This window comes from Lysinibacillus sp. FSL M8-0216 (assembly GCF_038595555.1).
GTDB classification, from domain to species: domain Bacteria; phylum Bacillota; class Bacilli; order Bacillales_A; family Planococcaceae; genus Lysinibacillus; species Lysinibacillus fusiformis.
Window position 1 is genome coordinate 2,092,233 of sequence record NZ_CP152007.1, and the last position, 13,228, is coordinate 2,105,460.

At 36.8% G+C, this 13,228-nt stretch carries 12 protein-coding genes; 6 read left to right on the top strand and 6 right to left on the bottom strand.

The features are described 5' to 3' along the window. Window positions 1-221: 221 nt before the first annotated feature. Together MKX57_RS10155 and MKX57_RS10160 are read left to right on the top strand one after the other, a co-directional pair. Window positions 222-1,994 carry an oleate hydratase gene (locus tag MKX57_RS10155; protein WP_008175118.1) on the top strand — a complete coding sequence of 591 codons (1,773 nt, stop codon included), beginning with the start codon at window positions 222-224 and terminating at the stop codon, window positions 1,992-1,994. A gap of 57 nt (window positions 1,995-2,051) precedes the next feature. Then, entirely contained in the window at window positions 2,052-2,438 is a 387-nt protein-coding gene (locus MKX57_RS10160) for a hypothetical protein (protein WP_008175117.1), read from the top strand. 105 nt (window positions 2,439-2,543) lie between these two features. Here MKX57_RS10160 and MKX57_RS10165 read toward each other — a convergent pair whose 3' ends face one another. Next, window positions 2,544-3,005 (bottom strand): GNAT family N-acetyltransferase, encoded by a 462-nt coding sequence (locus MKX57_RS10165; protein WP_008175116.1) that lies wholly within the window; start codon window positions 3,003-3,005, stop codon window positions 2,544-2,546. A gap of 78 nt (window positions 3,006-3,083) precedes the next feature. Between MKX57_RS10165 and MKX57_RS10170 the strand changes: the two genes are divergently transcribed. Both MKX57_RS10170 and MKX57_RS10175 read left to right on the top strand, forming a co-directional pair. Beyond that, a complete protein-coding gene (locus MKX57_RS10170) occupies window positions 3,084-3,482 on the top strand; it encodes a pyrimidine dimer DNA glycosylase/endonuclease V (protein ID WP_008175115.1) in 399 nt (132 codons plus the stop codon). A gap of 16 nt (window positions 3,483-3,498) precedes the next feature. Further along, window positions 3,499-4,119, top strand: coding sequence for an HAD family hydrolase (locus tag MKX57_RS10175; RefSeq protein WP_107921911.1), 621 nt, complete (start codon window positions 3,499-3,501; stop codon window positions 4,117-4,119). A 37-nt stretch (window positions 4,120-4,156) separates the two neighbouring features. Here the strand turns inward: MKX57_RS10175 and MKX57_RS10180 are convergent, their stop codons facing one another. From MKX57_RS10180 to MKX57_RS10190, 3 genes are all read right to left on the bottom strand, one after another. Further along, window positions 4,157-4,627, bottom strand: coding sequence for a DinB family protein (locus tag MKX57_RS10180; protein ID WP_090001681.1), 471 nt, complete (start codon window positions 4,625-4,627; stop codon window positions 4,157-4,159). A 200-nt stretch (window positions 4,628-4,827) separates the two neighbouring features. After that, a complete protein-coding gene (locus MKX57_RS10185) occupies window positions 4,828-5,055 on the bottom strand; it encodes a hypothetical protein (RefSeq protein ID WP_342551000.1) in 228 nt (75 codons plus the stop codon). A gap of 493 nt (window positions 5,056-5,548) precedes the next feature. Beyond that, window positions 5,549-5,713 (bottom strand): YjcZ family sporulation protein, encoded by a 165-nt coding sequence (locus MKX57_RS10190; protein ID WP_008175107.1) that lies wholly within the window; start codon window positions 5,711-5,713, stop codon window positions 5,549-5,551. 387 nt (window positions 5,714-6,100) lie between these two features. On the opposite strand from MKX57_RS10190, the gene MKX57_RS10195 reads away from it, so the two are divergent. Next, the gene (locus tag MKX57_RS10195; RefSeq protein WP_090001677.1) at window positions 6,101-9,319 is read left to right on the top strand and encodes a collagenase; all 3,219 of its coding nucleotides are present in this window, start codon (window positions 6,101-6,103) and stop codon (window positions 9,317-9,319) included. A gap of 180 nt (window positions 9,320-9,499) precedes the next feature. Here MKX57_RS10195 and MKX57_RS10200 read toward each other — a convergent pair whose 3' ends face one another. Both MKX57_RS10200 and MKX57_RS10205 read right to left on the bottom strand, forming a co-directional pair. Continuing rightward, a complete protein-coding gene (locus MKX57_RS10200; RefSeq protein ID WP_342551001.1) occupies window positions 9,500-10,294 on the bottom strand; it encodes an SDR family oxidoreductase in 795 nt (264 codons plus the stop codon). A 30-nt stretch (window positions 10,295-10,324) separates the two neighbouring features. After that, window positions 10,325-11,308 carry an AraC family transcriptional regulator ligand-binding domain-containing protein gene (locus MKX57_RS10205; RefSeq protein WP_342551120.1) on the bottom strand — a complete coding sequence of 328 codons (984 nt, stop codon included), beginning with the start codon at window positions 11,306-11,308 and terminating at the stop codon, window positions 10,325-10,327. Between the two features lie 439 nt (window positions 11,309-11,747). Here MKX57_RS10205 and MKX57_RS10210 point away from each other — a divergent pair, with 439 nt between their 5' ends. Then, the gene (locus MKX57_RS10210) at window positions 11,748-13,178 is read left to right on the top strand and encodes a hypothetical protein (protein ID WP_342532789.1); all 1,431 of its coding nucleotides are present in this window, start codon (window positions 11,748-11,750) and stop codon (window positions 13,176-13,178) included. The last annotated feature ends 50 nt before the right edge of the window (window positions 13,179-13,228 follow it).

Here is a 13,228-nt window from a genome sequence, read left to right on the forward strand (position 1 = left end):
ATTTTCCTTTTCAAGGCATTGATCTAGGCGCTGATCGTGATTTTTTATACTTCATCATCCACTTATAAAAATACAAACGATTGTTATGTCCAATTATAGGGGACTTCGAATGGAGTGCTTTCTTCTGAATTTGAATATTTTGTTAATCATTCGCTCGTTTTACCATTTCTGTGGTAATTCATGTTATTCTATATTAGAATAATAAATATGGAGGCGGTAATATGTATTACAGCAATGGTAACTATGAAGCTTTCGCACGTCCTAAAAAACCGGAGGGAGTAGATGGAAAATCTGCTTATCTCATTGGTTCGGGCCTAGCCTCGCTGTCAGCAGCATGTTTTTTAATTCGTGATGGCCAAATGAAAGGTGAGAACATTCATATTCTGGAAGAGCTAGATATTTCAGGAGGCAGTCTTGATGGCATACTTAATCCGACGAGAGGATTTATTATTCGCGGTGGTCGAGAAATGGAAGATCATTTTGAATGCTTATGGGATTTATTCCGTTCCATTCCTTCCTTAGAGGTAGACAATGCTTCTGTGTTAGATGAATTTTATTGGTTAAACAAAGAGGACCCCAATTATTCAAAATGTCGTTTAATAAAAGATAGAGGTCAAAGACTTGAAGATGATGGCAAGTTTACTTTATCGGATCAGTCATCTGAGGAAATGATTAAATTATTCTTTACACCTGAGGAAAAGTTAGAGGATAAAAAAATTACAGATGTTTTCTCAGAGGAATTTTTTGAATCGAACTTTTGGCTGTATTGGTCCACTATGTTTGCGTTTGAAAAATGGCATTCTGCAATGGAAATGCGCCGTTATATTATGCGTTTCATTCACCATATTGGTGGATTACCAGATCTATCAGCATTGAAATTTACAAAATATAACCAATATGAATCGTTAGTGCTACCGATGATAAAATATTTAGAAGGTCATGATGTTGATTTTCAATATAATACGGTAGTAGAGAATGTTTTGGTCGATAAAGTGGGCGACAAAAAAGTAGCTCATACATTAGTTTTAAGAAAAAATGGTGTGAAAGAGAATATTGAGCTAACAGAAAATGAATTGGTATTTGTGACAAATGGTAGTATTACGGAGAGTACAACATACGGGGATAATTATACCCCAGCCCCTGTCAATAAAGAATTAGGTGGAAGCTGGTCACTGTGGAAAAACATCGCTGCCCAAGATACTGACTTTGGACGACCAGAAAAGTTCTGTGATAATCTTCCAAAAGAAAGCTGGTTTGTTTCCGCCACTCTAACGACTTTAGACGATCGTGTGGCTCCTTATATTGAAAAAATTAGTAAAAGGGACCCGTATGCAGGCAAAGTAGTAACAGGAGGTATTGTCACAGCTACAGATTCTAATTGGATGCTAAGCTATACGTTAAACCGACAACCTCATTTTAAACATCAACCAAAAGACCAATTAGTCGTTTGGATTTATGGTTTACTATCAAATAAACCAGGTGATTTTATTAAAAAAAGCATTACCGAATGTTCAGGTATTGAGATAGCACAAGAGTGGTTGTACCATATGGGTGTACCGGTTGATGAAATTCCAGACATCGCACAAAATTCTTGTAACACGATTCCATGCTATATGCCTTACATCACCTCTTATTTCATGCCAAGAGCCATGGGGGATCGTCCATTAGTTGTGCCAGAAGGGTCTGCTAATTTAGCCTTCATTGGCAACTTTAGTGAAACTGTAAGAGATACCGTTTTTACTACTGAATATTCAGTAAGAACTGCGATGGAGGCAGTCTATCAATTATTAAATATTGATCGTGGAGTTCCAGAAGTATTCGCATCTTCTTTTGATGTTCGCACATTATTAGCTTCAACTGCTCGCTTATTAGATGGCAAAAAATTAACAGATATTGATGCGCCATTTATTTTAAAACAAATTGGTAAATTAGGAATTCACAAAACAAAAGATACAATTATTTATGACTTACTGAAAGAAAGTGAATTAATATAGACAAGTGATATTGGCTGAAGTCAGCTCCGAAAATACGTATTGGGATAAAAAGCTCGGATGGCTAGTTCCTATTCAGAGGAAAATAGGTTCGTTGTTTATGCACAACCACTGTTTTATCGAGATGGCTATAAGCTTCTAGATGAAGCGATTAACAAAGTGAAAAATTTGTCGAATGTTGCTCAAAAAAGACAATACTTACAGCCGTACTTTACTGATGAAATGATTAATTTAATTATTATGAGAAATGTAACCTATACAGATTTGTCTCCATATACAACAAGTTATAATTATTATTATCCAAAAGAAACAAATATGTATATCTATCGTAGCGAGAGTTTACCTAATCAATCTAAGTACGTTTCTCAGCAGATTTTAATCACGAAGAGAAATAATCAATGGGTAATAGGTTCTTTGAGCGAAAATATGTATGAGCCGATGCCATAAAACGAAATAAACATCAAAAAAGTCGCCCTTTCGTATAGGCGACTTTTTGATTATATGCATCAGAAGGGCTGTGTGCAAGTTTTTCATTGCTTGAGAGAGAGTTCTCTACAACTCAAAGCGCATCGTATGGTTCATATCCTGAAACCCAAGTTTTTCATATAAAGCGATAGCTCCTTTATTTCCAGACAGAACGTTCAACTCCAAATAATCCAATTTGCGAGTATCAGCCCATTTTTTCGCTTCTAGCAGTAGGGCCGTTCCGATTCCTTTACTTTGATATCGCTTTCCAACAATGACATCAATAATAAAAGCGTATTTGTATTCAACCATGCATGTATAACGAGGGGTCGTCATTTCCTTTAGTAATAAAAACCCTACGATTTCTTGATCTTTTTCAGCGATTAAAATATCGGAATCATCCTCGATAATTGTAAAACGAATAAAATTAACATCTTGTTTAGTAGGTCTGATATATTTAGGTTGTAGAATGGACATTTCTAAAAAGAGCTCTTGGTATAACACCTCTATTTGTGGAATGGCATCAAGTGTGGCAATTTTTATTTCCATAGTAATATACCTCCGTTTGTGTTTTACTAATATGGAATATTTTACATGATTGGATGAATAATAGAAAGGGGAGAGAGTATGAGATTATGGCATGTAGATTTAATAGCCTTCCTACCAAAAGGGCAGCTACTTTCTCAATGGCGAGAATTAAACAGTATATTTGCCAAGGAAGATAAGCATATACTCATTAATTATATATACGAATATCCTAAAGACGACTTGTTTATTTATACGGAAATGGTCATTGCTGAAATGAAGAAGCGTGGCTATCAAATTAGAACATTTGAAAAGATGAATAAATACTTTGAGGCGTTGGGGGCAGTCGAGGCAAAAACACCTTTCAAGCAGCATCATAATAGGGAATATCTTGACATTTGTTTTTATAATTTAAAAGAGAAGTATATACGTGGTCAGAAAGATTATGATGAGGACAAGTACCATCAATTATGTATGTTTGTAAACAGCAATCATGTATAGGGAAGGCGGAATGGTCATGCTACAGGCGATTATTTTTGATGTAGATGGGACAATTTTGGATACAGAACAAGCGATTTTACAGTCGCTGCAAAGGACATTGCGTGAGGAAACAGAAAAAGAGTATGCTTTGGATGAATTACGGTTTGCCTTAGGTATTCCAGGGAAGGACACATTACGACAGCTAAACGTTGATGATCTAGAGACGGTTCATCAAAAATGGTCTGCAGCTGTACTTGATTTTTCACAGGAGGTTTCGGTCTTTTCCAATATGGAAGCAGTCATCCAATCTTTAGCAAGTAAACCATTACAGCTCGGCATTGTTACATCGAAAACAAGACAAGAAGTAACAGATGAGTTTGATCCTTTTAAGTTAAGTAATTATTTCACGCAAATTATTAGTGCCAGTGATACGGTGCAACATAAACCTCACCCAGAGCCTCTTATAACCTGTCTGGAATTATTGCAAGTAGCCCCTGAAGACGCTATTTATATTGGGGATTCGATATATGATCTGCAATGTGCAAAACAAGCAGGAGTGAAATTTGCCCTTGCCCTGTGGGGGGCCAAAACGACTAAGGGGTATGAAGAGGCAGATTATGTTTTACAGGAACCAACGGATATTTTAACCATCATTTAGAAAAAAGGTGTATCTACTAGTGATACACCTTTCATCATTAATCCCAAATTTTCGGAATCATTACGTTCGCTGATCGTAAATAATCCAATAATTGCCCCGTATGAACTGACTCATGGTAGGCAACCCTCAGCAACATATCTCCCAAATCTCTTATGTATCCTACATCTGAGCGGTCAATTTGAATACTTGTTAAATCCTCATTCGCGAATGATTGAACCGTTTCCATAAATTCAAGTCGATAAGGCTCTGCTAATAATAGTTCTGCTTCAACAGTGGTGTAAGGCTGGTTTTCAAATGGGGATTCATAATTAGCTAGACTACCTTTATTTTTTATTGCCTGGTAGTAATAATGTTCACTTTCAAGCACATGTCGTATCATCTCGATGCAAGACATTGCCTCAGGATCGGGCTTCCAAAGTAACTTTTCTTGAGGGATAGATGTCCATAGCTTAATACTACGTCTACGCACCTCCTCGAAATTTAATACAAGTAGATCAATTGCGTTCATATTCTTCCTCCATTCGCAAGTATAATAAAATTATACACGAATATACGTTCTGTTGGAAGTTATTTCTACCACCTAGAGGCCGATTTTTCAATTGTTTATGTAAAAAATCTATAAATTTGGCTTGCGCTCTTTTTTCTTCATCATCTGATTGACTCATTTATTATGTTGAAGGTATTTTCTGACGTGACGATTGGCGATTGTTAAAATAATCTGTGGTACCGATCACCTTGGTCTATTTCCTCAAACCAATCATTCTGTCGTAGTCTTTCCATTTTGCGATCGATTTTTGTTGTATGTAAAGTGGTAGAACCATTCAATGCATTTGCTAAAAAAGCTAACATGGCTTCACAACCAATCATATGGAAAACTGTTAAACGAATGGAATGGAATTGCCTATTCAATGACCGAAAAGTGGGAGGGGCACTCATGGAGAGTACCCCATAGTAACAAATCAGGAGATGCCTTGTTAAACGCTTTTCGCTTAACATTACTATTTATATGATAAGATAACTTGGTTTTATAGACCTTCGTAACGATCCCACCATAAAAAACAGATTTAGATAAATGAAAAAAATTAAACCAGGCACCGATTATTTAGGCGTGCCTGGTTTTTTGTATGAATAAGGGTGAAACTGTTTATGTAATAAGTGGGTGCCTATAAAAACACTGCTGACACCGATAATTCTTACTACTACATTTTGGAGAAATTGCTTGTCGTCTACCGTGATTACGATGAACAAGAGACCCATCGTTAGTAATGCAGAGCCAATGCCCCCTTTTATTATTCTCATAAAGATGTTCGGTTTATCATGCTGCAAAAAAACGAATCGCTCCTTTCTGAAAAGCAAAAGGATCACTAGGCTGGTTTAAGTGACCCTTTCATTATATTGAAGGGATTTTTTTAGGTGCTAAAGGGATGTATTAGTATCCACCACTCATAAAACTAGCGCCAACGATAATTAAAAGAATGAAAAGAACAACGATTAATACAAAAGCTGAACCGTTGTAGCTGCCGCCATTGTCGCCGCCATAATAACAACCGCCGTTGTTCATATTACCTACATTTCCGCCGTATCCGTATCCCATTGAAAATCCCTCCTTTCTACAACCTATAATATGCGGAGGGGAGGGAAGAGAAATGGTATTTACCCTATACTAGCTTATTTATTTTCAAGAATATCATAAATAGAGGGAAATTTCTTTGTTTGTCTAGTGAGACAAAAGGAAAAGAGGGGTATTCTCACTCCTTGTATGGTCGCTCCTTTCTAAAAAGAATCCGCATCTCGGGTTCTTTTTTTAATAAGGGAACGATCTAAATGTGTCTTAGTGTTCAAAATATGGAAGAAAATATTTCTAAATATAACATTTAATGTTGATTTTTTTACATAATATGTTATTTTAATATAGGTAATATAGTACAAAATAATAACTATATTGCCAAAAAAACTACATAGGACTATAGGAGGATATAAAATGAAGAAAAAATTTACATTCAATCAGTTGTTAATTGGGGTTAGTACAATGGCCATTTCGTTAGGTGGATTACAGGCGGAAGCATCGGCAGCAGAAAAAACGCCGTATAATGTATTACAAATGAAACCCATTGGCATAGAAATGTCGAAAGATGAAATGGTGCATTCGACAATGGCTGAAGAAACATTATCCTATGAAGAACGTTTAGAAATGGGAGATTTTTCACAACGTCCAGCACCAATTATGGAACAGATGGATACACAGCAATTGCAGGAGCAGTACTCGATGGCAGAGCTTAATAATATGAGCAATCGTGAGCTCATCCATACGCTTGGCAGTATCCGTTGGTACCAAATTACAGACTTATTCCAATTCAATGATGACACAAAAGCTTTTTATCAAAATGAAGAGCGCATGCAAGTAATCATCAATGAATTAGGTAATAGAGGAAGTTCGTTTACGAAGGATGATTCAAAGGGGATCGAAACATTTGTTGAGGTACTGCGTTCTGCTTTTTATGTAGCGTTTTATAATAATGAACTAGGTTATTTAAATGAGAGAAGTTTCCAAGATAAGTGTTTACCAGCATTAAATGAAATAGCCAAAAATCCAAACTTTAAACTTGGTACAGATGAGCAAGATAAAGTTGTATCTGCCTATGGAAAATTAATAGGTAATGCTTCTAGTGATGTGGAAACCGTTCAACATGCTACGAACATTTTAAAACAATATAATGAAAATCTTTCTACCTATGAAAGTGAGAATTCAAAAGGACAAGCTATTTACGATATAATACACGGCATTGATTATGATTTGCAGTCTTATTTATATGACACTCGTAAAGAGGCCAATACAACGATGTGGTATGGGAAGATTGATAGCTTCATAGAGGAAGTTAATAACATTGCCCTAATACATAATGTGACGGATAGCAATAGTTGGTTAATTAATAATGGCATTTATTATGCAGGGCGTTTAGGGCAGTTCCATAGCAATCCGAATAAGGGTTTAGAAGTCGTTACACAAGCGATGCAGATGTATCCCTATTTAAGTGAAGCTTATTTTGTGGCAGTAGAGCAAATTACGACAAATTATGGTGGACGTGACTTAAACGGAAATACGGTTGATTTACAAAAAGTACGTGAAGAAGGAAAAAAACAGTATCTACCGAAAACATATACATTTGATGATGGATCAATTGTATTCAAAACGGGAGATCAAGTAACGGAAGATAAAATTCAAAGATTATACTGGGCTGCAAAAGAGGTAAAGGCACAATATCATCGTGTAATCGGGAATGATCAAGCACTAGAGCCGGGTAATGCTGACGATATCTTAACCGTTGTCATTTATAACTCTCCCGATCAGTACCGATTAAACCGACAATTGTACGGATATGAAACAAATAATGGTGGTATTTATATTGAAGAGACTGGAACATTCTTTACATATGAACGTACACCTGAGCAAAGTATTTATAGCTTAGAAGAGCTGTTCCGTCATGAATATACGCACTTTTTACAAGGTAGATTTGAGGTGCCTGGTCTATTCGGGACGGGTGATATGTATCAAAATGAGCGACTAACATGGTTCCAGGAAGGGAATGCAGAATTTTTTGCAGGGTCAACACGTACAAATGACGTTGTGCCTCGTAAGAGCATTATTAGTGGATTGTCACATGATCCATCACAACGCTATACAGCTGAACAAACAATGTTTGCGACATATGGTTCCTGGGATTTTTACAATTATTCATTTGCTTTACAGTCTTATATGTATACTCATCAATTCGATATGTTTGATAGAATTCAAGATTTAATTCGCGCGAACGATGTGAAAAATTATGATGCCTATCGTGACACTTTAAGTAAAGATTCACAGCTGAATATGGAATATCAAGCGTATATGCAGCAATTGATCGATAACCAAGAAACATACGAAGTACCACAAGTAGCAGAGGATTATTTAATGCCGCATGAACCAAAAGCGTTAAACGAAGTACAGCAAGAAATTGTCGATATTGCACATGTGAAAGATGCAAATATGACGAAACACCAGTCTCAATTTTTTAATACGTTTACACTCGAGGGAACATATGTAGGTAGTGCAACACAGGGTGAATCTCAAGATTGGAAAACGATGAGTAAGCAAGTAAACCAAATGCTGGAGCAACTGTCTCAAAAAGAGTGGAGCGGCTATAAAACAATGACTGCGTACTTTGTCAACTATCGTGTAAATGCGGCAAACCAGTTCGAGTATGATGTAGTCTTCCACGGTGTTTCCACTGATGACGGAGAAACGCAAGCACCAATTGTACAGGTAAATGGTCCATATACTGGCATGATCAATGAAAAAATTCAATTTAACAGTGATGGGTCAAAGGATACGGATGGAGAAATAGTTTCTTATCTTTGGGATTTTGGTGATGGTGCAACAAGTGAAGCAGCAAATCCTACTCATGTATACGAAAATGAAGGAACTTACAAAGTGACGTTAACCGTGAAAAATAATAAGGGACAAGAAAGTAAAGGGCAAACAACTGCCACTGTACAGAAAGGAGGACAAACAGGGCAAGAACATGCGATGACCATTCCATTTAATAAACCAATAAAAGGTAGTTTGATAGAAAACGATACAAATGTCTATCAATTTGACATTACATCGCTAGAAGAAATAGATATTTCTGTCGTAAATGAAAATCAAATTGGCATGACATGGGTGCTTTATCATGAATCTGATAAGGAAAACTATGTAGCGTATGGACAGGAAGATGGACAGACAATAAAAGGTAAGTACAATGCGAAACCAGGAAAGTACTATTTATACGTTTATAAGTTTGATGATGAAAATGGAACATATACCGTTCAAGTACAAAATAGTACAAAAACGGAGATAGAACCAAACAATCGTCCAGAAGAAGCCACTATGCTTCCATTTCATACACCACTAAGCGGTAGTTTAATGGAGGATGATCATACGGATGTATACGAATTCAATGTTACATCTCCTAAAGAAATAGATATATCTGTTTTAAATGAAAACCAAATTGGCATGACATGGGTGCTTTATCATGAATCAGATAGCCAAAATTATGCGTCTTTTGGACAGGAAGACGGAAACATGATAAACGGTAAATTGAATGCAAAGCCTGGAAAGTATTATTTATATGTTTATAAATTTGAAAATGAGAACGGAACATATACCGTTCATGTACAGTAATGAATTGATAGAAGGCAAATAACAGTATAGAAATATGCTGGCCAAACGGTTGACAAAGCCATCGAGAGTTCACACTCTTGATGGCTTTTATAGCATAAGTTAAAGGGCGGCGACACATAAGGTAGGCAGCTCGACTCGCCGTAGTGGTGACATCGGCTATACGTTTTTGAGCTCTACATATTAAAAGATAGTCGGTACCATACCTCCATCCATACGAATCGGAGAGCCTTTAAAGGCGGAAGCATAGGGACTACAAATAAAGGTAGTGATTCTCCCGATTTCAATGGGTTTGATAAACCTTTGTATTTCCGATTGAGGGAGGTTTGTAGTCATAAATTTGTGCTCTTTCTCGGTAAAGCTCATCTCTTGATTAGTATACATACTATCAATGATTGCATACACATTCTCAGAAAGTGTTGGGCCAGGCATAATTGTATTGACGGTAACCTCTGTTCCTTTTGTTAATTGAGATAGGCTTTTTGACAAAGAGAGGAGCATCGTTTTTGTCATACAATATTGAGGCATTTGCCCAGAAGGCATAATGGCCTCTTCACTCGCGATAAAAATAATGCGGCCGAACTCATTTTCTAGCATTGTAGGTAAGTAAAATTTACATAAACCATTAGCCGCCATAACATTCGTACGGAAGTATTTTTCCCATATCTCATCGTCAACATCTTCATAGGACATCATTTCATAAATACCCATATTGTTCACGAGTATATCTATATGGGGATACTTTTCGAATAAAGCTTCTCTTTGCTGGGTATCTGCAAGATCGGCTGTGGCATTTTGAGGAGACGTAGATGGGTAAGCTGACTTTATTTCATTTAAAATGCGTTCTACCTCATTATAATTTCGCCCATTAATGAGTACATGAACACCTTCCTTGGCTAGCTCAAAAGCAATGGCGTTCCCTATACCTCTCGTTGATCCAGTAACTAAAGCTGTTTTATTGTTCAATCCCATATCCATACGCTATTTCTCCTTTATTATTATAGTAATTTAAACATTTCTTTCTATATGTTTAGTACGCCAATTTGCTGGTGTATCACCTTCCCAAAGGCGGAAGGCGCGGTAGAACGAGTTTTGATCTTCATAGCCAATTAAGAAGGCAACCTCTTTAATATCAAGAGTGGGGTCTGCTAAATATACCTGTGCCTGCTCATGTCTTACTTCAGTTAACAGATGCTTAAAGCTCGTACATTCGTCTGAAAGCCGACGCTGTAAAGTACGGTCGCTCATCCCTAACTCGCTGGCAACCGTCTGAATGTCTGGGCGTCCTCCCATTAAGCTGCGTTTCATCATCCACTTGACCGTCTCGGTAAGCGTATGGCTTTGTTGGTGCTCGCTCAACGATTGATCTAGAAGCGGAGTCAGCATCTCTAATAGCTCCAAATTATATGAAGAGAAGGGGTGGTCTAAATCCTCTCGATGTAACGTCAACCGGTTCCATTTTGTACCTATCTGGATACAACAACCGAAATAGGCTTCAAGCGTTTGTATATCACCCATTGAATGTGAAAATTCAACGCATTTTGCTGTCAAGGGACTATCCGTTCCTCGCCGTCCAAGCTCAAGAAGAAATGCCAGTGTGATGCCAACAAGCATCGGCGGACCCGACTGCTCCCTATCTGACCATTGCAGCTCGATTGTACAATTCTCTCCCTCCTCAGTAATACGGAGGCTCTCAGGCGGGCACAATTGTTTGTAGCGTGCCATTCTCTTGAGAGCATCAGAGAAATCACGAGCATGGTAAGCTGCCAAGACTGTTGGTGGGTAATGATTGCTATCAAAGCTAGTTGCCAGTTGGATGATTCCTTTAGCCATATCGTCAATGTGATCGGCATATGCCTGCCAAATCGCGTAATATTGTGCTAGCGAAACAGTTGGTTCAGTCATCAAAGTGATAGGTAATTGTGTTTTTCGGATGACATCGTGGGGGGCTATCCCTAATTGACGGAGCCCCTCCCAAAATCCTAACGGCATTTTAATACGAGTAGAGGTATGTAACGTCAATGTATCAGGCTCCTTTATTCATTTATTGTCTTTAAGAAGGTGCGTTTAAACGGAACAGTATATATAGTATCTTTTTCATCACGCCATGTAACTAGCAAACACTGACTACCAACTTGCAAATGGCGCCAAATTTTTTTGAATGACAAGGGTGGCATTACTTTTCGAAAATAACCGGTACATATATAGAAGAATCAGAAGGAATTTAATTGTCATCAATTTATTTTGCTACTAGGAACGGATATACATTGTGTACCATAATAATTTCTTTTTTATAAACATCCTTTTTTTCTTAAAGTGTTTAAGTAAAATCAAAATTTTATTAGGTACAGCTTAGCAATATTGGTATAAAGTTGTAAATATAGGAAATTGATATAGATATTATTAAGGTATTGAAAGGTTGTAGCTTTAAATGAAAAAAAGTTATTTATTATTATTATTTTTAGTTGTACTGATGTATGGATGTTCTAACGGAGTAAAGGAGACACCTACTGCTAAAGTTGAGGATGCTGAAAAAATAGTAACAAACGATCAAGAGAGGCAAGTGGTCAATCGTCAATTATACGAAAAACTATCTGAAGCAGTTGAAACATTAGGTTATACATATGACATGCATACTTTTGCAGAAAATGAGCATGATAGAGGAGTTTTATATGCGGAATTAGTCGATTTTGATAATGATGGTGTTAACGAGGTTTATACATTCATGAAAGGAATTGACTACCCATTATCCGCCTATCCTCATCGTAATAAAGATAATTACATACAAGAAATTTGGACGGGAAATGCTAATGGAGAAGATGCGCTGCTATCTTTTTCAAGTGAAATTGATAAATTAGTATATTCCGCTTGTGACATGAATGTTTCTTTAGTAAAGGGGAAGGATGGTCGTACTTTCCTTAAAATGTTTTCCTATCAAATGAGTCAAGGTATTGCTAATAACAACATATGGGTTTACGCAAAGGACCCCAAAAAATCAGAGATGGAATTAGTAGCGTCCGGTAATTTCGGTCATAATAATGAAGGCGATCTATTTTATACATTAAATGATGAGGAAACAGATCGAATGACGTTCGAAGAAGAGTTTGCACGATATGATGGAGAAGAACGTCCCATACTGATTAGTAATTTTGCTGAGAAAAATTACGGTTTTGGTGCTTCAAGTCCAGCCACTATTGTTGGAAAAACCCTTGCAACTCTTTCGCCGAGTGTAAATAATATTGTGGGCAAAGATGAATTACTTGAGAAGGATAAAAAGAAAGAAATTGTTGATGCATTAGATGAATTTAGTAGTATGAGACGCATTAATCATCATGATCCGCAAATCGTTATGTCTTTAGTGTTAGACGTTGTCCAGAAGTACAATATTGATCATGAGTATTCGGAAAATGGCGAAATGGTTTTCGATGGAGCTATCGTTCAAGCGAAATATAAAGAAGCATTCGGTGTTGAACTTGCTATAGATAGTATGAATTTTCCATCGAGAGATAGCCAAGACATTGTAACCTATGAGTTAGGTAAGTTTTATATCTATCCAACTGGCTTTTATTTCGATTCCATTCATCGTAATTATCAGGATGTCTATAAAGTATCAAATGATGTATATTATGTAACATTTCTTGACTCTGAATTTAATAGCTTAGATTATTCCTTAACAAAAGATGTGACGGTCACTTCTGAGGAAATGTTTAAGAAGGACATTGCAAGTTGGCCAATGGATGCTCGGGTATGGCTAAAGCCAGATATACAAAGATATGCGGTGGTTAAATATGTGGATGGAGAACCAAAAGTTCAATATATGGGCGTACAAAATTTAACAGATAATCAATTACAAACGTTTTAAATCGAACAAGTTTTGATACAGTTCTTCTTATCATTCCGACAAGTGAATTA

What these genes read in the sequence shown, in the direction of transcription:
- MKX57_RS10155 (WP_008175118.1), top strand. Translation starts at nt 222, where the DNA reads ATGTATTACAGCAATGGTAACTATGAAGCTTTCGCACGTCCTAAAAAA.
- MKX57_RS10160 (WP_008175117.1), top strand. Translation starts at nt 2,052, where the DNA reads ATGGCTAGTTCCTATTCAGAGGAAAATAGGTTCGTTGTTTATGCACAA.
- MKX57_RS10165 (WP_008175116.1), bottom strand. Translation starts at nt 3,005, where the DNA reads ATGGAAATAAAAATTGCCACACTTGATGCCATTCCACAAATAGAGGTG.
- MKX57_RS10170 (WP_008175115.1), top strand. Translation starts at nt 3,084, where the DNA reads ATGAGATTATGGCATGTAGATTTAATAGCCTTCCTACCAAAAGGGCAG.
- MKX57_RS10175 (WP_107921911.1), top strand. Translation starts at nt 3,499, where the DNA reads ATGCTACAGGCGATTATTTTTGATGTAGATGGGACAATTTTGGATACA.
- MKX57_RS10180 (WP_090001681.1), bottom strand. Translation starts at nt 4,627, where the DNA reads ATGAACGCAATTGATCTACTTGTATTAAATTTCGAGGAGGTGCGTAGA.
- MKX57_RS10185 (WP_342551000.1), bottom strand. Translation starts at nt 5,055, where the DNA reads ATGAGTGCCCCTCCCACTTTTCGGTCATTGAATAGGCAATTCCATTCC.
- MKX57_RS10190 (WP_008175107.1), bottom strand. Translation starts at nt 5,713, where the DNA reads ATGGGATACGGATACGGCGGAAATGTAGGTAATATGAACAACGGCGGT.
- MKX57_RS10195 (WP_090001677.1), top strand. Translation starts at nt 6,101, where the DNA reads ATGAAGAAAAAATTTACATTCAATCAGTTGTTAATTGGGGTTAGTACA.
- MKX57_RS10200 (WP_342551001.1), bottom strand. Translation starts at nt 10,294, where the DNA reads ATGGATATGGGATTGAACAATAAAACAGCTTTAGTTACTGGATCAACG.
- MKX57_RS10205 (WP_342551120.1), bottom strand. Translation starts at nt 11,308, where the DNA reads ATGCCGTTAGGATTTTGGGAGGGGCTCCGTCAATTAGGGATAGCCCCC.
- MKX57_RS10210 (WP_342532789.1), top strand. Translation starts at nt 11,748, where the DNA reads ATGAAAAAAAGTTATTTATTATTATTATTTTTAGTTGTACTGATGTAT.